This is a genomic window from Bifidobacterium sp. ESL0819 (genome assembly GCF_052606245.1).
In genome coordinates this window covers 651456-670516 of sequence record NZ_CP199587.1, presented here as the reverse complement: position 1 = coordinate 670516, position 19061 = coordinate 651456, and the positions used below count along the sequence as shown (strand labels likewise).

The 19061-nt window shown below is 59.0% G+C and carries 12 protein-coding genes and 1 rRNA gene; 8 read left to right on the top strand and 5 right to left on the bottom strand.

Annotation, left to right across the window (positions count from 1 at the left end):
- Positions 1–22: 22 nt before the first annotated feature.
- Positions 23–1786 carry an amino acid ABC transporter ATP-binding/permease protein gene (locus ACUIAD_RS02955; RefSeq protein WP_445343636.1) on the bottom strand — a complete coding sequence of 588 codons (1764 nt, stop codon included), beginning with the start codon at positions 1784–1786 and terminating at the stop codon, positions 23–25.
- Entirely contained in the window at positions 1770–3884 is a 2115-nt protein-coding gene (locus tag ACUIAD_RS02950) for an ATP-binding cassette domain-containing protein (protein ID WP_445343635.1), read from the bottom strand. The genes ACUIAD_RS02955 and ACUIAD_RS02950 overlap by 17 nt, the downstream gene beginning before the upstream one ends.
- 219 nt (positions 3885–4103) lie before the next feature.
- Here ACUIAD_RS02950 and ACUIAD_RS02945 point away from each other — a divergent pair, with 219 nt between their 5' ends.
- From ACUIAD_RS02945 to ACUIAD_RS02910, 8 genes are all read left to right on the top strand, one after another.
- Positions 4104–4712, top strand: a complete 609-nt coding sequence (locus ACUIAD_RS02945; protein WP_110451466.1) for an MptD family putative ECF transporter S component — start codon at positions 4104–4106, stop codon at positions 4710–4712.
- Complete coding sequence (locus ACUIAD_RS02940) at positions 4709–5407, top strand: energy-coupling factor transporter transmembrane component T (protein WP_445343634.1); 699 nt, start codon at positions 4709–4711, stop codon at positions 5405–5407. The genes ACUIAD_RS02945 and ACUIAD_RS02940 overlap by 4 nt, the downstream gene beginning before the upstream one ends.
- Positions 5385–6836 carry an ABC transporter ATP-binding protein gene (locus ACUIAD_RS02935; RefSeq protein WP_445343633.1) on the top strand — a complete coding sequence of 484 codons (1452 nt, stop codon included), beginning with the start codon at positions 5385–5387 and terminating at the stop codon, positions 6834–6836. Before ACUIAD_RS02940 ends, ACUIAD_RS02935 begins: the two co-directional genes overlap by 23 nt.
- 163 nt (positions 6837–6999) lie before the next feature.
- A complete protein-coding gene (locus ACUIAD_RS02930; RefSeq protein WP_445343785.1) occupies positions 7000–7701 on the top strand; it encodes an ABC transporter ATP-binding protein in 702 nt (233 codons plus the stop codon).
- Between the two features lie 2 nt (positions 7702–7703).
- Positions 7704–11162 (top strand): FtsX-like permease family protein, encoded by a 3459-nt coding sequence (locus ACUIAD_RS02925; protein WP_445343632.1) that lies wholly within the window; start codon positions 7704–7706, stop codon positions 11160–11162.
- 95 nt (positions 11163–11257) lie between these two features.
- Positions 11258–14080 (top strand): ABC transporter ATP-binding protein/permease, encoded by a 2823-nt coding sequence (locus ACUIAD_RS02920; protein ID WP_445343631.1) that lies wholly within the window; start codon positions 11258–11260, stop codon positions 14078–14080.
- A gap of 82 nt (positions 14081–14162) precedes the next feature.
- Complete coding sequence (locus ACUIAD_RS02915; RefSeq protein ID WP_110451461.1) at positions 14163–15035, top strand: formate/nitrite transporter family protein; 873 nt, start codon at positions 14163–14165, stop codon at positions 15033–15035.
- Between the two features lie 122 nt (positions 15036–15157).
- Positions 15158–15544: a nuclear transport factor 2 family protein gene (locus ACUIAD_RS02910; RefSeq protein ID WP_258333088.1), complete on the top strand. Its 387-nt coding sequence runs from the start codon at positions 15158–15160 to the stop codon at positions 15542–15544.
- Between the two features lie 110 nt (positions 15545–15654).
- Here the strand turns inward: ACUIAD_RS02910 and ACUIAD_RS02905 are convergent, their stop codons facing one another.
- The 3 genes from ACUIAD_RS02905 to rrf all read right to left on the bottom strand — a co-directional run bounded on the left by ACUIAD_RS02905 (position 15655) and on the right by rrf (position 18922).
- Positions 15655–17208 (bottom strand): glycoside hydrolase family 32 protein, encoded by a 1554-nt coding sequence (locus ACUIAD_RS02905; protein WP_445343630.1) that lies wholly within the window; start codon positions 17206–17208, stop codon positions 15655–15657.
- 69 nt (positions 17209–17277) lie between these two features.
- Entirely contained in the window at positions 17278–18573 is a 1296-nt protein-coding gene (locus ACUIAD_RS02900) for an MFS transporter (RefSeq protein ID WP_110451459.1), read from the bottom strand.
- 232 nt (positions 18574–18805) lie between these two features.
- Positions 18806–18922, bottom strand: a 5S ribosomal RNA gene (rrf, locus tag ACUIAD_RS02895).
- Positions 18923–19061: the final 139 nt, after the last annotated feature.

Here is a 19061-nt window from a genome sequence, read left to right as displayed (position 1 = left end):
CGCCTCATCACTACGCTAGAGTTCACGCAGAGATAAGCTTGCCATCATCTAAGGTCAGTAGACGATCAACCCTGGCTAGGACCGAGGGACGATGGGAGACAATCAGGCAGGTACGGTCGCCCTTCCGCTCGATCAGGCTGGTCAGAACCCGGCCCTCCAAGAGAGCATCCATGTTGCTTGTAGGCTCGTCCAAGAACATTAGAGGCGCCGAACTCAAAAAGGCGCGGGCCAAGGCCACCCTTTGCCGTTGCCCTTCGGACAGATCCGAGCCGTTGTCGGCTAGCAGGTGATCCAAGCCGTCGGGCAGCTGGTCGATCAGATCATCCAAGCAGGCATCATAGGCCGCCTGCTCAATATCCTCTCGGCTAGCATCCGGCCGGGCCAGGGCGATGTTGTCCGCCAGCGTGAGGCTAAATATATAAGTATCCTGGCTCACCAGTGTCTGCTGGACACGCAAGTCGGCGGTGCGAATGGTTTCGATAGGCAGGCTGGAGACGGTCAGATCCCCGCCGCTGCGCTCTTGGAACCGCATCAGCAAGTCGATCAAAGTGGACTTGCCGACTCCATTGGCCCCCTGAACGCCGATCAACTCACCATGTTTGATGGAAAGATCGAGATTATCCAAAATCGCAATTCGACCGCCATATTCATTCGGGTCGGCCTTGCCTGGATCGTTCTTACCTGTGTCAGTCTTGCCAGCGTAGGAGAAGGAAACTGCCCTGGCTTCCTCTCCGGTGAACTCCGTCAGGGGATTCCCATGATCGGATTCCACCTCGCGCACAGGAGGCTCCTTATCCAAAAGCAAGAAAACCCGCCGGGCGGCAGCCAAGGTGGGCTGCAGGCCAGCGCCTAGCCGGGCCACAGGTATCAGAGGAGCAAAGGAAGAGAGGAAGCCGACTAGCCCGATCATTCCTCGAGCCGGATCCACCAACCCTTTAGAGCCAAGCCAGCAGGTCATCAGCGTGAAGATTCCAGCGCAGATCAGAGTGACCACGATGGTGACCATATCGTTGGCGATGGTCCGCTCAGTGGTGCGCCTCCGAGCATCCAGCATCTGGCCCGTAGCGGCTTCCACCCGGCGACGGGTATTCCCCAGAGCCCCCAACCCCGCCAGCTCGGTGCGGCCCTGTAGGGTCTCCAGAAGCAGAGAGTGCAAATTGGCCTGGGCCGTTCGCTCTTTCACGGCTACCTTGAAAGTAGGTCTAGCACTCAGCATGGGGATGAGCAGACCGACGATGAGGTAGGAGACCAGGGCGGCCAGGCCAATCCAGGGCGAGAGCCAGGTGAGCAGAGCCAGGTTGGCCAAGGAAGTCAATAAGGCGATGGCGATGGGTGAAAGCGTATGGGCGTAGAAAATCTCTAGCAGCTCGATGTCGTTGGTGATCACCGTCACCATGTCTCCGCGCGCCTGGTCGCGCAGGCCGGCCGGAGCCAGGGAGCGCATCTTGTCGAAGACCGTCGTGCGGATATCGCGAAGCATGCTGAAGGCCATTTCGTGGTTGTAGTACTGCTCCCCGTAGGCCATGACCCCCCGGCTAAGAGCGGTCAGAACCGCCACGAGTGCCCAGATCACCCACTGGCCATTGAGTAGTGGCCAGTCCATGACCAGGCCGATCAGGGCCGCAGCAGCAGTCATCATGCTCCAAACTGCAAAGAGGTGACCCAGGCTGCCGCAGAGGATGGCCTTGCCCTCCGTGCTGGTCAGAGGCTTCATCAGCCGGGCCATGCGGCGCATCATTGCTAGATTGCCGGTGGTCTGCTGCATGTCATCACTCCCCGTCCTCATACTGGGCCTGCTCCTTCCACTGGGCCGCGAATGCGCCTCCGACATCCATCAGTTCGCAAAAGCCGCCGCTCTCCGCCAAACGACCCTTCTGCAGGAAGAGGATGGAATCGGCATTGCGGACCCCGGCCAAACGGTGGGTGATGGTCAGGACCAGGGACTCCTTGCCCAGCGCATCCATCAGGGCTGCCAATGTAGCGTCATGCTCTCGATCCACAGCGCTGGTGGCCTCATCGAAGATATAGAGAGGGGAACGCCGCAGGAGCCCGCGGGCAATGCACAGGCGCTGACGCTGCCCTCCGGAAAGGTTGCCCCCCTCAGGGTCGATGTGAGCGTCCAGCCCGCCCTTGCTCTGGACAAGACCGGTCAGGCCGACCTGGTCCAGCGCATCCAGCAGCTCCGAATCCAAATAGCCAAGTCCGGCTGGGTCGAGGTTCGACCTGATGGTCCCGGTGAAGAGGTGGTCGGTTCCCCGAACCATGGTCTGGAGGCCGACCAGGTCCTCGCGCGACAGATCGCTGATCTGGCGCCCGCCAATGGTCAGATCTCCGGCATACCCCTGAAGGCGCCCGGACAGCAGGCCCGCCAGGGTGCTCTTGCCGGAGCCCGAAGCGCCAACCAGCCCCACATGCCCCTTGGCTGGCAGGTCGAAGTTCAGGTCAGTCAGGGCCTGGAAGCCGTCAGAATAGGTGTAGGTCAAATCGCGAGCGCGGATGCCCGACGAATCGTCGTCAAACATATCTGCCTGCTCCGAGCCTGATTGCACAGAACCAGCATTCTGCATCCTGGCATCAGTTGAACCCGATGCAGGAATATCGGCAGAACCCGGTGCAAGAATTTGGACATCACTCAAAGCAGGTTTCGAGACAGATCCCTGTGCAGGCATTTGGACAGTATCCGATGCAGGTTTCAGAGCAGACTTCGAGGCGGATTCCGTGCCAGACTCCCGAACTGCTTCCTCAGATGTTTCAAGACCCGCTTCCTTAGCCGCTTTCTCAGATGCCCCCAGAATCGTTTCAGAAGCCGCTTCCTCAGATGCACCCAGAATCGGTGCCGAAGTCGTTTCCAGAGCCACTTTCTTGCACAACTCAGGAGTCGTCCCTGGATCCGTCGACCTCTCGTCGCCCCCCTGCCGCGCTTGGAGAATATCATCAATGGCCTTGCCCTGCTTGATGGCGACCATGCCGGAATGCATCATGTAGACCAGCTGCCGCTCAGGAGCGAAGAGCCGGACCCCGGCCAGTGCGACGACCAGGCAGGACAGCACTCGAGCGGGTCCGCCCTGCCCGACCAGGACCGTGGCTGCGACCGCCAGGATGAGGCTGGTGTAAATGACCACGTCGGCCTTGATCAGCGAGCGCAGCTGCCCTCCCAGGACCCCCATGGTTATCCGGCGGAATCCCTCGGACTCCTCGGCCAGATCGTCGGCCTGCCGCTGGTCTGCCCCGAAGATCTTCAAGGTGTTGAGCCCCCTCAGGGCGTGCTCGAAATGGACGCCGACCTTGTCGTACTTGCGTAGTTGACCCAGCTGTACCTTGATGTTTTCGCCCATAGTGGGCTTGGAAGCCAGGGGCAGGGCCACCATGCCAATCACGACGATCCCCGCAGCCAGGGGGCTGACAGGCAGGAGGACGGCCAGGGCCACGACCAGCATCAGGCCGGTCTGGACCAGGGCCGGAAGGTAGGCCGTGAAGTAAGAGACGACCGATTTGACCCCCTCGGTCGAAAGCCTGGCGAAGGTCTGCGCTGGAACGCCCAGGTCGTCCTCCTGCCTGTTGGGGTCGAACACGGATAGATACAGGGCCTGGGAGAGCGCCTTGCCCATCCCCTCGGCCAGCCGGGCGCTGACAAATCTGGCGACCGCCTGGGTCAGAAGCCGAACCAGGATGAGCCCGCCTATCAAGACCGCCAGGGGTCCGGGCCGACCCGGCACCCAGGCAAGGGCATGAGGAACAGGCAGACCAAGGGAACGGCCCACGGCCGCAATGGCCACCGGCAGGAGGAGAATCTCCGCCAGCGCGCCGATCGTCTGCAGGAAGGCCAGCAGAAGGCTGGCGCCCATCCTGGCTCCCGGTAGATGAAGTAGTCGCTTGCTGATCATGCCTGTCCTTCGTGCCGCCTTTCTGATACGCACCTCTCAGTGGACCCTAACAAAGTCCCTGCGCGCCAGGCAATACCTTTATTGTGAAGCCCTGGCAAGAGACATAAAAAACTATCATTTACTTTCCCGCGCAGTCCTCCTAAAATTGACGGCGCAACCTGACATCGGCGGATATGGCCTAGAGCCGAGCGACCGCCACCCAGACGGGAGCGATCCTTTATGAAAGCACTGAAGACAAAAGACCTGGTCAACGTCGGCATTTTCACGGCCCTCTATTTCGTCAGCATGGCGATAGGCAACTTCATCGCCGTCTTCCTGGCGGGCCTGGTCATGCCCGGCCTGTCCTCCCTCTTCATCCCCGCTGTGGTCGGGCTGGTCTCCGGCCCGGTCTACATGCTGATGATCCGCCGCGTGCCCAGGTTCGGGGCCATCACCATTGTCGGCGTCATCATGGGCCTCTTCCTGCTGGTCTTCGGCCACTTCGCCCTCTCTTTCATCCCCTACGCCTTCTGCGGCCTGCTGGCTGATCTGGTTCAGTCCTCGCTCGGGGAGAGCCGTCCCAACCTGGCCCGTTACCTGAGCTACGTCATCCTCACCTTCGGCTGCACCGGCCCCGTGCTTCCCCTCTGGTTCATGAAGGATGCCTACGTGGCCAGCCTGGTCCGCCGAGGCAAGAGCCAGGAGTACATCGACGGGGTCTTCGCACCCATCACCGGAGCCACCTTCCTGGTCTGCATTCTGGCCACCCTGGTCGGCGCCCTGCTCGGGGCATGGATAGGCGCCCGGATCGTTGACCGGCATTTCAACCGGATACCCGCCAAGCAATGAGGTCCATCTCCATCTACACCAGATTCCTGCTGGTCATCTTCGCCAATGCTCTGATCTTCGTCACCCTGCCCACACCCTTGGTTCTGGCCATCAACATCTACTTCTGCAGCTTCCAGGTCATCGTGGGCAGAGTCAGGAAGGGCCAGGCCTGGCTTATGGTCTGTCTGGTCTTCGCCCTGGGCGCCTCCCTGGCCATGGTCTTTCCCGAGAATCTGCCGGGGCATTACCTGCTCTTCCTCTTCGTCGGCGTGGGCAGGATTCTCCCCTTGATGCTGGTCGCGGCCTTCATGATGGGCACCACCAAGGTCTCGGAGCTGGTCTACCTGTTGCGCAGGATCCATGCCCCCCAGTGGCTGGTCATCCCCGTAAGCGTGCTCTTCCGCTTCTTCCCGACCGTCAGGCATGACTATGCCCAGATCAGACGGGCCATGAAGTTCAGGGGGATCGCGGTCACCACCGGCGATATGGTTCGGCATCCGATGCGAACCATGGAGTACATCTACGTCCCCCTGCTCAACAACGCCACCAATGTGGCCTCCGACCTGACCTCGGCCGCCCTGACTAGGGGGATCGGCGACCCCGGTCCCAAGACCTCCATCGAAAGAATCGCCTTTACCGGGCTGGATGCGCTCATGTGTGCCCTGGGTCTGGTCCTTATGGGATGTGGAGCCTATGTTGCAATGCACCAGGCTTAGCTTCACCTACGAGGATGCCAGCAGACCATCCCTCAAGGAGGTCTCCTGCCGGATAGGCCAAGGACGGCTGACCGTAGTCACCGGGCCGAGCGGCTGTGGCAAAACCACCCTGTCCAGGGTCATCAACGGCCTGATTCCCGAACTTTACGAGGGCAAGCTGGAGGGAGAGTGCCTGATCGGGGATGAACCCACCACGGCCCGGCCCATCTACCGGCTTTCAGAGCAGGTGGGATCGGTCTTCCAGAACCCCAAGACACAGTTCTTCACCACCGACGTCCGCAGCGAGCTGGCCTTTCCCTTGGAGAACACCGGGGTCCAGCCGGAGGCCATCCGGGAGCGCATAGACCAGGTGGCCGACCTCTTCGGCATCGCCCCGCTTATGGAACGGGACATCTTCTCCCTGTCCGGGGGCGAGAAGCAGATGATCGCCATCGCCTCCTCCTGCATGATGGACCCGCAGATCCTGGTCCTGGACGAGCCCTCCGGCAACCTGGACGTCGAGGCAGTGGCCAGCCTGGCGCAGATTCTGCGCCGCCTGAAGGACCAGGGCTTGACCATGGTCCTGATCGAGCACCGCCTCTACTACCTGGACGGCCTGGCCGACGACTTCCTGGTCATGAAAGACGGCAGGCTGGCGGAGCACCTGACCCCGGCCGCCATGAGGGGGCTGGATGGTCCGAGCCGTCAGGCCATGGGGCTGCGGGCGCTGAACCTGGATGCAACCGAGAATGCGAGCGCCCCTGCCAAGGTCATCACCGAGAAGGCCTCCGACCTACTCCGGGTCAGGAATCTTAGCTATGCCTACCACCACGACTGGGCTCCTGCCTTGGATGTGGACGACCTGACCCTTTCCAGCGAGGACATCACCGGCATCATTGGCCGCAACGGAGCCGGTAAGAGCACCTTTGCATCGGTCCTGACCGGACTGCTCAAGCCTGGCGACAGGTCGGAAATCAGCCTGAATGGGACGAAGCAGACAGCCAGGGAGCGCGTCGAAGACTCCTACATGGTCTTTCAGGATGTCAACTACCAGCTCTTCAGCGAGACCGTCGAAGGCGAAATGCTCCTTGGAGCCAGGCGGACCGATCTCTTCAATGAGGTGGCGCGAAAGCTGGACTTGGAGCGGCTCCTGGGCCGGCACCCCAACACCCTCTCCGGCGGAGAAAAGCAGCGGGTGGCCATCGCAGCCGCCATACTCTCGGGCAAGCGTCTGGTCGTTCTGGATGAGCCCACCAGCGGCCTGGACCTGCTCCACATGAACCAGGTGACCGGGATGATCCGCTACATGCGCTCCCTGGGGGTCATGGTGATCGTCATCTCGCACGACCAGGAGTTCCTGGCCCAGACCTGCCAGCGGTTCATCACCTTCCGTCAGGGCAGACCGGTCAGAGACAGCCGCAGACTGGGCAACCTCCTGCAAGCCCTCTGAGCCTCCGAGCCTTTGCCAGGTCGGTAAACATGACGCCTCCCGGCAGGCGGTTCTCCTATGCTCCGGACCCCGCAAACGTATACAGTAGTGGGGAACAGAGCATCAGGGGGCGTCCCTCGCGTCGGACGGCCCCGCCGCGCGGCCAGGGTTACGAGAGGGCATGATGGGCTATATCGACGTCATCGGAGAGACGAAGCGGTATGCGACCGGCGAGACGACCATCGTGGCCAACAATGCCGTCACCTTCTCCATCGAGAAAGGCGAGCTGGTGGTCATCCTCGGCGCCTCAGGGGCGGGCAAGTCGACCGTGCTGAACATTCTGGGCGGCATGGACACCTGCAACGAGGGCCAGGTGATCGTGGACGGGAAGGACATCGCCGGCTATGACGCCCGGCAGCTGACCACCTACCGCCGCTATGACGTGGGCTTCGTCTTCCAGTTCTACAACCTGGTGGCCAACCTGACCGCCCGGGAGAATGTGGAACTGGCCTCGGAGATCGTGGACAACGCCGCCGACCCGGTCCAGACCCTGATCGACGTGGGCCTGGGCGATCGGATCGACAACTTCCCCGCCCAACTTTCCGGCGGCGAGCAGCAGCGCGTGGCCATCGCCCGGGCCGTGGCCAAGAACCCAAAGATCCTGCTCTGCGACGAACCCACTGGCGCCCTGGACTACAGGACCGGCAAGCAGGTGCTGCGCATCCTCCAGGACCAGTGCCGCAAGAAGGGCGCCACCGTGGTCATCGTCACCCACAACGCGGCCATCGCTCCCATCGCCGACAGGGTCATCCGCATGCACGATGCCCGGGTCCAGGCCGTGCAGACCAATGACAGCCCTGAAGACATCGAAAACGTGGAGTGGTGAGGATGCAGCCCGTCAGGAAGGTGCTCTGGCACGACATCCGGGTCTCCCTGCGCAAGTCTCTGGGACGGTTCATCTCCATCGTCTGCCTGGTGGCGCTAGGCTCCTTCGCCCTGGTCGGACTGAGCGTGACCGGGCCGGACATGCGGCAGGCCGGCAACGCCTACCTGTCCAGCCACCATCTGGCCGACCTGATGGTCATCAGCAGCTACGGGCTGGACCAGGAGGATCGGGATGCGATCGATACCGCCCCTGGCAATTCGGGAATCGAATACGGGTATCTGAAGGATGTGGTGCTCAAGGGGACCGACGAGAGCCTGCGCATCTACTCCGCCCCCGGCCGGATCTCCACCTATGAGCTGGTCGAAGGATCCATGCCGGCCAGGCCTGACCAGATAGCGGTCGACACCGCCCTGGCCGAAAGCCACCCTATCGGCAGCAGCATCCAGGTAGACGAAAAGGCCGACCAGCTGGGCAGGAAGGTCCTGAGACACCACAGGCTTCGCGTGGTGGGCACAGTCAGGTCAACCGAGATCCTGAGCAAGGTCAACATGGGCCCCTCCACTGCTGGATCCGGGTCCCTGGACTCCTATGCTGTGACCACGCCCGGGGCCTTCGATTCGGACGAGTACATGATCGCCCGCCTGACCTTCAAGGACCTGGACCGGATCAGGGACCACTATTCCGACCAGTACATCCAGGCCCTGCAGACCCACAAGGACGATCTGAACAGGATTTTGTCGGTACGCCCCACCGCGAGACTGAACGCCATCAAGGCCCCTCTCAAGAAGAAGCTGGACCAGGGGCAAGACCAGGTGGATCAGTCCAGAGAGGAGCTCGAAGGGAACCGGCAGCAGCTGGACCAGGCCAAAAAGGATTTGGACCAGGGTGCCCAGAGCATCCAGTCCGCCAAGAACCAGCTAGCCGCCAAAACAGTGCAGGCCCAGGCTGCCATCGACCGAGGGCAGCAGGAGATGGACCTAAGCTCGGCTGAACTGGACCGAGAGCAGAAGCAATACCAGTCCTCCGCCAGCCAATTGGCCCAGGGCAGACAGCAAGCCGATCAGGGGCAGCAGGCCGTCGACCAGGGACAGGCCAAACTTGATAGTTCCCGTCAGCAGCTGGAGGGCGGCAAGGCCCAGGCTGACCAAGCCGTAGCCCAGGCCCAGGAAGCGCAGAAGCAATGCAGACAGGGCATTGCACAGGTCACCGGCCTCATTCAGACCATTGACGCTCAGCTGGCCACGCCCGGGCTGACCTCCCAGCAGCAGGACGAGCTCAACCGCAAAAAGGCCGAGCTTCAGGCCCAACTGGCCGAGCTCAATCAGCAGGCACCGCAGATTGATGCCCTGGCAGCCAAGGCCAAGGCAGGCCACGATGCCTTTATGACCGACCAGTACGCCCCCGGCATGGCACAGGTTGCGGCCAACCAGCAGACCCTGGATACAAAGCGCCAGGAACTGAATCAGGCAAGAGCCAAGGTGGATGAGGACGAGCGCCAACTGGCCCAGGGCAAGGCACAACTTGATCAGGGCTCAGCCCAGTTAGCCCAGGGCAAGGCCAAGCTGGACCAAGCCCGGCAACAGCTGGCTAGCAGCCGCACCTCGGCCCAGGAGCAGATCGACCAAGCCCAGGCCACTCTGGACCAGAAAACCGCGGAATACCAGACCAAACTGGACAAGTTCAACAGGGAGAGCCCTGACGCCCAGAAGAAGATCGACGACTCCCAGAAAAAGCTGAATAAGGCGGCCGATCAGCTGAGCCGACTGGAAAAGCCGGTCTACGCCCTGGACTCACGCCGAGAAGCGCCCGGCTCAGAGGGCTACAAGGTCTACGCTTCCGTCTCCTTCATTGTGGACTCGCTGGCCAGGATCTTCCCCTACTTCATGTACCTGGTGGCTGCCCTGGTCACCTTCACGACCATGACGCGCTTCGTGGATGAGGAGCGGATCAACGCCGGAACGCTCAAGGCCCTGGGCTACAGAGATCGGGATGTCATGGCCAAGTTCCTGGTTTACGGTGGCGCGGCCTCGGCCCTGGGCGCTCTTCTAGGCATCATCGCGGGCCACACCCTCCTGCCCTGGATCGTCTACCAGGCCTATGCCCATGCCTTCGATATGCCACCCATCCGCTACGGCTTCCACCTGCCTATCACCCTTCTGGCCTGCCTGCTGGCCTTCCTGAGCGCCGTAGTTCCGGCTTTCCTGAGCGCCTGGCGAGAGCTGCGCGAGAAGCCGTCGGCCCTCCTCCTGCCCAAGCCGCCCAGCGCCGGTTCGAAGATCTTCCTGGAGCGCATCCCCCTGATCTGGAACAGACTCAACTTCACCCACAAGGTCACCGCCCGGAACATCTTCCGCTACAAGCAGCGGATGCTGATGACCATTTTCGGGGTCTGCGGGTCAGTGGCCCTCCTGATGGCCGGATTCGGCGTGCAGGGGTCCATCTCGGCCATCAACGAGCACCAGTTCGGCCAGGTGATCCGCTATGACCTGATCGCTGCCGAGAACAGCCAGGCCACCACCGACCAGCGCCAATCCATCAAAAAACAGCTGGAAAAGCCCGATGTGAGCCGCTCTCTGAACGTGCGCTACGAGGAGATGAGCAAGACAGCCGGGCACAACGCCGACAAGCAGTCCATCACCATGATCGCGCCGGCCAGCGCGGACCACCTGGACGGCTTCATCCGCATGGACACCCGGTCTGGGCACAAGCCCCTGAGCCTCAAGGGCGACGGTGTAATCCTCTCCGAGCGGATCGCTCAGCTGACGGGGACCAAGGTTGGCGACAGGATCACCCTGCAGGATTCAGGCGGCAGGGACAGGACCATGCGGGTGGACGGCATCTGCGAGATGTACCTGGGGCACTTCGCCTTCATGAGCCCATCGACCTATAGGACCGTCTTCCATAAGGACTTCTCGCCCAACGCCCATCTGGTCACCTTCAAGGACTCCAGCGCCGAGAACACCAGAAGGCAGGCTGCCTCCTTCATGCGCATCGACGGAATCCAGGGGGTGGTGCAGAACACGACCCTGATGAGCCAGATCGACACCGTGGTCAGGTCCCTGAACATGATCATGCAGGTACTGATCATCGTGGCGACCCTGCTGGCCCTGGTCATCCTCTACAACCTGACCAATCTGAACGTGGAGGAGCGGATTCGCGAGCTGAGCACCATCAAGGTGCTGGGCTTCTACGATCGCGAGGTGACCATGTACATCTACCGGGAGACCATCCTCCTGTCGGCCATCGGCGTCCTGGCCGGGTACGGATTCGGGGCCTGGCTGCACCACTACATCATCACCACCGTTCCGCCGGACAACGTCCTCTTTGACCCCTCCATCAGCTGGGTGGCTTTCGTCGTGCCCTTGGTCATGATTACCGTCATCACGGCCGGCCTAGGCTGGATGGTCAACAATAAGCTCAAGCATGTGGACATGCTGGAGGCTCTCAAGTCGGTGGACTAGGCCATATCGGCATTTACCCATGCTGATGGCGTAAGCTGGCACTTCAAGGGTCCATGAGCCCATGCCATTGAGAATCCAGAAAGCGGAGGACGACGGTGCTGCAGATCGAACACATCTCCAAACAATACAAAACAGGGGACTTCGTCCAGCAAGCTTTGAACGATGTCAGCGTCAACCTGCGCGACAACGAGTTCGTTGCCATCCTGGGCCCCTCCGGCTCCGGCAAGACCACCCTGCTCAACATCATCGGCGGGCTGGATCGCTACGACCAGGGCGACCTGATCATCAACGGCACCTCCACAAAGAAATACAAGGACCGGGACTGGGACTCCTACCGCAACCACACTGTGGGATTCGTCTTCCAGAGCTATAACCTGATCCCCCACCAGAGCATCCTATCCAACGTGGAGCTGGCCCTGACCATCTCGGGCGTGCACCGGCAGGAGCGGCGGAAGCGGGCCAGGCAGGCCCTGGAGCAGGTGGGACTGGGCCAACACGTGAACAAGCGGCCCAATCAGCTCTCGGGCGGGCAGATGCAGCGGGTGGCCATCGCCAGAGCCCTGGTCAACAACCCTCGCATTCTCTTGGCCGACGAGCCCACCGGAGCCCTGGACTCCGAGACCTCCGTCCAGATCATGGACCTGCTCAAAGAGGTGGCCCAAGACAGGCTGGTGGTCATGGTCACCCACAACCCCGAGCTGGCCCACCAGTACGCCACCAGAATTGTAGAGCTGCACGACGGCTCCGTGATCAGCGACTCCGACCCCCTGCCCGAAGACCAGGTGCCCATCCGCGATGCCCGGCACCGCACCTTCGGCAAAGCCTCCATGGGATTGCTGACCTCCCTGTCACTGAGCTTCAACAATCTTCGGACCAAAAAAGCGCGGACTGCCCTGACCTCCTTCGCCGGATCCATCGGCATCATCGGCATTGCCCTGATCCTGTCAGTGTCCACCGGGGTCAACCGCTACATCGACAAGGTGCAGCGGGAGACCATGACCTCCTACCCGATCACCATTCAGGAGCAGTCCTTCGATCTGAACAAGATAGTGGACTCTGCCCAGGAATCCCAGAAGGAGGCCAAGGCTCACAAGGATCTCAAGGCCATCCAGCCGGACGACTCCAGCATCAAGGGGGCCTCCAGCCTGACCAGCAGCATCACCCAGAACAATCTGACAGACTTCAAAAAATACCTGGACAATCCCAAGAGCGAGATTCATCAATACGTGGGATCCGTGGGCATCCAGTACTCCTATGCCACCAAGTTCTCGGTGTTCGAGCACGACCCGGATGGCAAGCTGGTCTCTGCGGACAATGTGACCATGAGCGGGCAGGACAATGCCAGCTCCACCGCCAGCCAAATGGCCACGGCCAACACCGACAGCGACATGGGCGACATCCAATCCATGCAGATGTCCTATCTGACCGGCAAGACCGAGAAGAACAAGGCCCCGGAGATCTTCGGCGAGATCATGCCAGGGGCCGATGCCAAGACCACCATCAGCAAGGTGGTGACCGACAACTATCAGGTGGTGAACGGCACCTGGCCCAAGGCCAAGGATCAGGTGGTCCTGGTGCTGGACAAGAACAACCAGATGCCTGTCACCAGTCTCTACAAGCTGGGCATCCTTCCCTCCAGCCAGTACACCGACATGATGAACAAGCTCAACAGCGGCCAGGAGGTCAAGGTCGACACCAAACCCATCCAATACGCCAAAGCCATGGGCCAGAAGCTCTCCCTGGTGCCCGCTGCGGACCAGTATGCCAAGGGGACCGACGGCCACTATCACTACATCGGCGACAGCACTGACCAGATGACCAAGGCCGCCGACCAGGGTCTGCAGCTGCGGATCGTCGGCATCGTTCGCCCCAACCAGGGTGCCAAGGCCACGCCGCTCAAGGTGGGCGTCGGGTATACTCGCCAGCTGACCGATTATCTGATCGACCAGGCCAAGACCAGCCCCATCGTCACCGACCAGGAGGCCGATCAGGGTCACAGCGTCCTCAACGGGATGGCCTTTGCCCCCTCCGACGATGCCGCCAAGGCCAACGATGCCAAGGCCTATATTGCATCCCTGGGCGTCAGCCAGAAAGCCAGCATGGCCCAGGAGATCATGAAGGGTTCAGCCATGGCCGGCCAGGTACCCCAAGGCCAGGCCGGGGCCGCTGCGAGAGCCCAAGGTTCTGCAGGCATCCCCACAGGCGCATCAGCCGAGCAGGAGACGGCCCAGGCCTTCGACCAATACATCGCCACCGCCCCGCAGGATGCCCTGGTCGCCATCTACAACCAGTATGTCTCCACAGGCACCTACGCCGACAACCTGAGCGATTTCGGCCTGATCTCTCGGGATGCCCCCTCCCGCATCAGCATCTACACGGACAGCTTCGAGAACAAGAATTCCGTGGGCGACTCCATCAAGCACTACAACGACAAGACCGCAGAGAAGAACAGGATCGTCTATACCGACTACGTCGGCCTGATGATGAATTCGGTCACCACCATCATCAACGTCATCACCTACGTGCTGATAGCCTTCGTCGGAGTCTCGCTGGTGGTCTCCTCCATCATGATCGGCATCATCACCTACATATCGGTTCTGGAGCGGACCAAGGAGATCGGCATCCTGCGCGCCATGGGCGCCTCCAAGCGGAACGTCTCCAATGTCTTCAACGCCGAAACCGGCCTCATCGGGCTTCTGGCGGGCCTGCTGGGGGTGGGCATCACCCTGCTGCTGATCATTCCGGCCAACAGCATCATGCACCACTTCATGGGTACCACCGAGGTGAATGCGGCCCTGCCTGCCTCAGGAGGGATTGCTTTGGTTATTCTGAGCGTGATCCTGACCCTGATCGGCGGCCTGATCCCCTCACGTAAGGCGGCCAAGCAGGATCCCGCCACCGCTCTGCGCACCGAGTGAAGCTGAGCGACACTGGCAAAAGTAGTGAATTCCCGCACAGTAGGCCCCTAAGGGCGGCCCCTCTTTACTCGGGAATGCCATAATGAACCCCGTGAATGAGCAACCCAATCAGATAACAGATCAAAAGAACAGACAGCCCCTCTTCCCCGGACGGGCCTTCATCAGCACCGTCCTGGATGTGGTCGAGAGCAAGAAGACCATGAGCGGCGCCCTGACCGGCAAGTACATGCAGCGAGCCACCATGGCCGGCCTCTTTGTGGGTATCTTCTTCACGGCCTTCTTCGTCATCATGGGCCAGGCCGGCCAGAATCCCGCCGACCACGGCCTGATCCTGGCAGGCCGGGTCCTGGCAGCAACCACATTCGGCTGGGCCTTGGTCCTGATCTACTACACCAACTCCGAACTGTTGACCTCCAACATGATGGTGGTCACTATAGGCGCCTATCATAAGCGCCTGGGCTGGCTGGCATCTCTGCGAATCCTGGTTCTTTGCCTTCTGGGCAACCTGGCCGGAGCTCTGATTGTGGCCGTCATCCTGCGCTTCTCATCCATCGTCAGCGGTCCGACCCTGGACCAGATGCTGGCGGCCGCGGCGACCAAGACCGGCTACGTCTCCGGCGGCCCCATGGGCTTCGCCGACCTGTTCGTGCGGGGCATCCTGTGCAACTTCTGCATCAACATCGCCATGCTTATGGTCTATAACGGCAAGCTTTCCAACGACTTCACCAAGTGCATCATCATGGTCGTGGCCGTCTTCGTCTTCGCCTTCTGCGGGTTCGAGCATTCGATAGCGGATTCGGCCCTCTTCCTCATCCTGGGCGTCTTCGGGCGGGTCAACGCCTGGAAGGCAATCCTGGTTGTTCTGGTGGCCATGCTGGGCAATTATATAGGCGGCGGCATTCTGATCGGCCTGAATTTCGCCACTATGAACGACGAGCGTCACTTCAAGGCCTGAGAGCCTCCCGTCGGCCACCATCCACCAGCCGACCGTGATCTCAGACGCTCTTACGAGCCTGAGCGAAGACTTCTATCATGAAAAGACTCGAAAACCTATGTACAGACAGAAAGCAGAGGTACATGATGAGCGAGGATAAGACAGCAGCCAACAAGTCCCTGGTGCAGGAATTCTACGATCAGGTTTTCAGCCGGGGAGATACCAGCAATATCGACAGGTTCATGCGAGACGACTACATCCAGCACAACCCCACATGTGCTGACGGGAAAACGGGATTCCTGGAGTTCATCAAGGGGTTTCTGGCTCTGGGACCGCAAATCGACATCATCAGACTGAACGGGGAGGGCGACATGGTCTACGTCTTCTTCAAGTGCACGCTACAGAACGGCCATGTCAACAAGGTTTGCGACATCTACCGGCTGCAGGACGGCCAGCTGGCTGAGCATTGGGACATCATCGAACACAATGTGGAAGACATTCAGTCCCGTAATGACAATGGGCTCTTCTAACCCTCCAATTCGATGAAGGGCCGGCTCTGCAGCATCACTTGCCGCAAGGCTGGCCCCTCCCCATTTGTTTCTGTGGAGACTACACCTTAATCTTCATCAACCACACTGCTTTACTCGAGCCCTATTCCCCTTATCTGATGCATCTGTAGTCTCTCTAACTGCATATCGCCAGATTCGCTCACCAGCTTTAGCGAGCGCAGCCCGGCTGACGGATAGTTATATACGCTGATCGCTTGTCGGCCATTATTGATGAATACTTCGATTGATCCGCGATCTATATACACATGAAGGTCAAGCTTGCCGGAGGCCAGCTCCTCTGACGTAAGCGGTGCGGACCGATAGCCTCGATCGCCTCTGGACACTGCCATCCTATCTACGACGACACGTCGGCTTTGGTCATCATAACCCACGAATACAAAGGATCCGTCCTCAGTTGCGTGCACTTTCAGTCCGCAACGCTCAGCTGTAGACCTTTTCAGGTCGATGGTCAATTCGACCTCTTCTGCCTCGGCATCATCCAGGAGTATTCTCTCCTCATTGGTTGCGAGAGTCGAACTGCCCAGGTCGTTATCGTTGATTCGCAGATGGTCGATCTCCTCTACTGGTACCGTGTGCAAATCTCCATCATCGCCCAGGAAAACTTCACGTGGAAGCGTCAGCTGTCCGCACCAGCCATCACGCTCCATGGGAATCGGTGGAGTGAAAGGACGCATCCACCCATACATGATCCTACGTCCGTCAGGAGCTAGGAATGACTGTGGTGCATAGTAATTCTGACCCCAGTCCAAAGGTTTGAGCTCTGTCTCCGGCTGGAAACGTTCACCAGGCTTCCAGCTGCCAATCATGTAGCAGGCATTACTGGTATTCCGGTTCATATAGCCTTTTGGCTGTGCACCCATGGCGGAACAAACCATAATCCACTTTTCCTGGCCGCCAGGAGTCTTCAGTGGGAAGAAATCAGGGCATTCCAACATGAACACGTCTTCATCCGGGCACTCGAACAGTACCTGATCAAAGGTCCACTCTTCCATGTCCTGGGAATGGTAGAGCCAAAGCTGGCCGCGCTTGTCTGCTGAACTGACGCCATGCACTAAATACCAGACCCCATCCTGTTTCCAAACCTTGGGATCACGAAAGTGCGAGTCCATCTTCTCTCGAGGACAGTCAATGATCATGCCTCGCTTCAGCAGCTCTCGGGCATCGTCATCCACAGCTTCGGCCAACATCTGCACCTGCCATTGGCCACCGCTCCGGTCCTTGCCGTTCACCCAACGATTAGCCGTGTAGTAGAAGCGTAGCTTGCCATCGTCACCTACCACAGCTGAGCCCGAATACACTCCGTTGCGCTCCTCTTCCAGGCTCGGTGCCATGGCGATGGGCTCCCGGCGCCAAGTAACCATGTCAGCACTGGAAACGTGGCCCCAGTGCATTGGTCCCCACTGAGTTCCATAAGGATGAAGTTGATAGAAAACATGCCAGCGACCGCGATAATAGCATAAGCCGTTGGGGTCGTTGATCCAACCCCCATCTGACGCAATGTGGTACTTCGGGTACCAGCGATCGTTGCGGGTGGCAGCCAAAGCATGGACCCCGGCTTCGGCCTTGGACAATTCTACCTGATGATTCTTGACCGGGTGCAAAGCCGGTTCGTATGTGCTACCCATTTTTATTTCTTTCTGTTAATTAATTTGATTGCGGTATTGAAATTGCCTGTTGATACAGCAAGGCAGAGCTCAGGCATCGATGCCCTTGGCGTTTTTACTATCCCGGATAAAAGGGTCACCATTTACATCTACGTCATCCTTCTTGAGAATGAAGTAACCATAAATCAGGGCCACCAGTACTATGGCCGCGATAATTAGGAAGGTAACACGATCCCCGGCAGCATCATGAAGCATGCCAAGCGGAGTGGAGAGGATGCTTTCACCTATCTTTGATGCAACGTGGAAACCAACCAAGTAGAGAGTTGCTGACAACTTGGTATCAAAGTGAAGAGTGAAGTAACGGAAGGTAGGCAAACTGAACAACGGTACCTCGATGGCATGCAGCATCTTGACGCAGGACACGGTGTATGGATCGTGGAAAACACCACAAAGACCTATTCGTACGAACATCACTGTGGCTCCCAAGAGCAACGAATTCCTTACTCCAATTTTCCGCATAAGAATTGGAACAAGGCCCATCATCGCCGACTCGCAAAAGACCTGAATGGAATTAAGAATCCCATAAGTCGAATTCCCAGTAGCCTGTGAGGCAAAAAGACTCGTGTAATAAGTCGGGAACATTTGCTGATCGAAGACTGTGTAAAAAGTATAGGTGAACATGATCAGGACAACCATGAGCCACAGAGACGGCATCCGCAGCACCCCCGTTATTTCTTTCAGCGTTGGGGTACTCCTTGGCGAATTCGGATCAGCTTCTTGTCTAAGCACTTCCTTCTGTTCCTGCGGCCGCCAGAAGATATATACAGCAAGCATGCCGCAACCAAAAATCGAGCCTAGCCAAAAATTGTATAGAGGATTCACGTTGAAGAGGAAACCGGCTACCAGAGCCACAATGGCATAGCCGAAAGAACCCCAGGCACGAGACTGACCATATTCGAAGTTAAACTTTCGACTGTAACGCTCAGTAATAGCTTCAATCAATGACGATGCAGACATGAATCCTGCAGACAGCACGATTGACCCAATCACTATGCCTGCCCAGCGATGAGGTCCAGAAATCATCGGAGCGTAGATAAACTGTACGAAAGGCCCAACTAATGCTGCCACGGCAGAGACAAATATAGCCAAATGGCGCTTGATGCCCAATTCATCTTGGGCAATGCCATAGATAAACATTATTATGAGTGATGCAAAGGAGTTAATTGAATAAATCTGACCGACTTCTGTGTTAGTAAGATGTATGTCGGCCACCAGCCAGCGCTGGAAGAAAGACCACCATATACCCCATGCGCAGAAGAACATGAAAATACCCATTGAACTCTGCATATAGGACTCATTCTTAGATAATTGTTTGAATTTATCCATATCGCATCCTAACTGAGCAGGGCTTCTATGACCTACCCCTATAAAGAAAACAACACTTCATTATGTTGTCATATATTATGATATGCCATACACAGATAGTACTATTTATTAATGTCCATATACTGGATTCGGTAGACAATATAGAGATCAAGTTTATATAAAAATTAGATTTAATAGGCAATAGAAAAGCCCTAGCTGAGAACTATCTCAACCAGGGCTTTGTTAGGTGTTGTGGCGGCGGTGTGCTACTCTCCCACACTCTTCCGGGTGCAGTACCATTGCCGTGCTGGGTCTTAGCTTCCGGGTTCGGAATGGGACCGGGCGTCTCCCCCAGGCCATGACCGCCGCGAATCTTCAATTCTGCCGATCCCTTGCAAGGATCGGGGTTTCCGGCGGCTTGGGGACCGGATGGCGGACGCGTGTTTCGTTTCGATCGCCTGCGAATGTTCGTGCTCATTGCCGCAGGCAGGATGCGCAGCAGGGTTGAT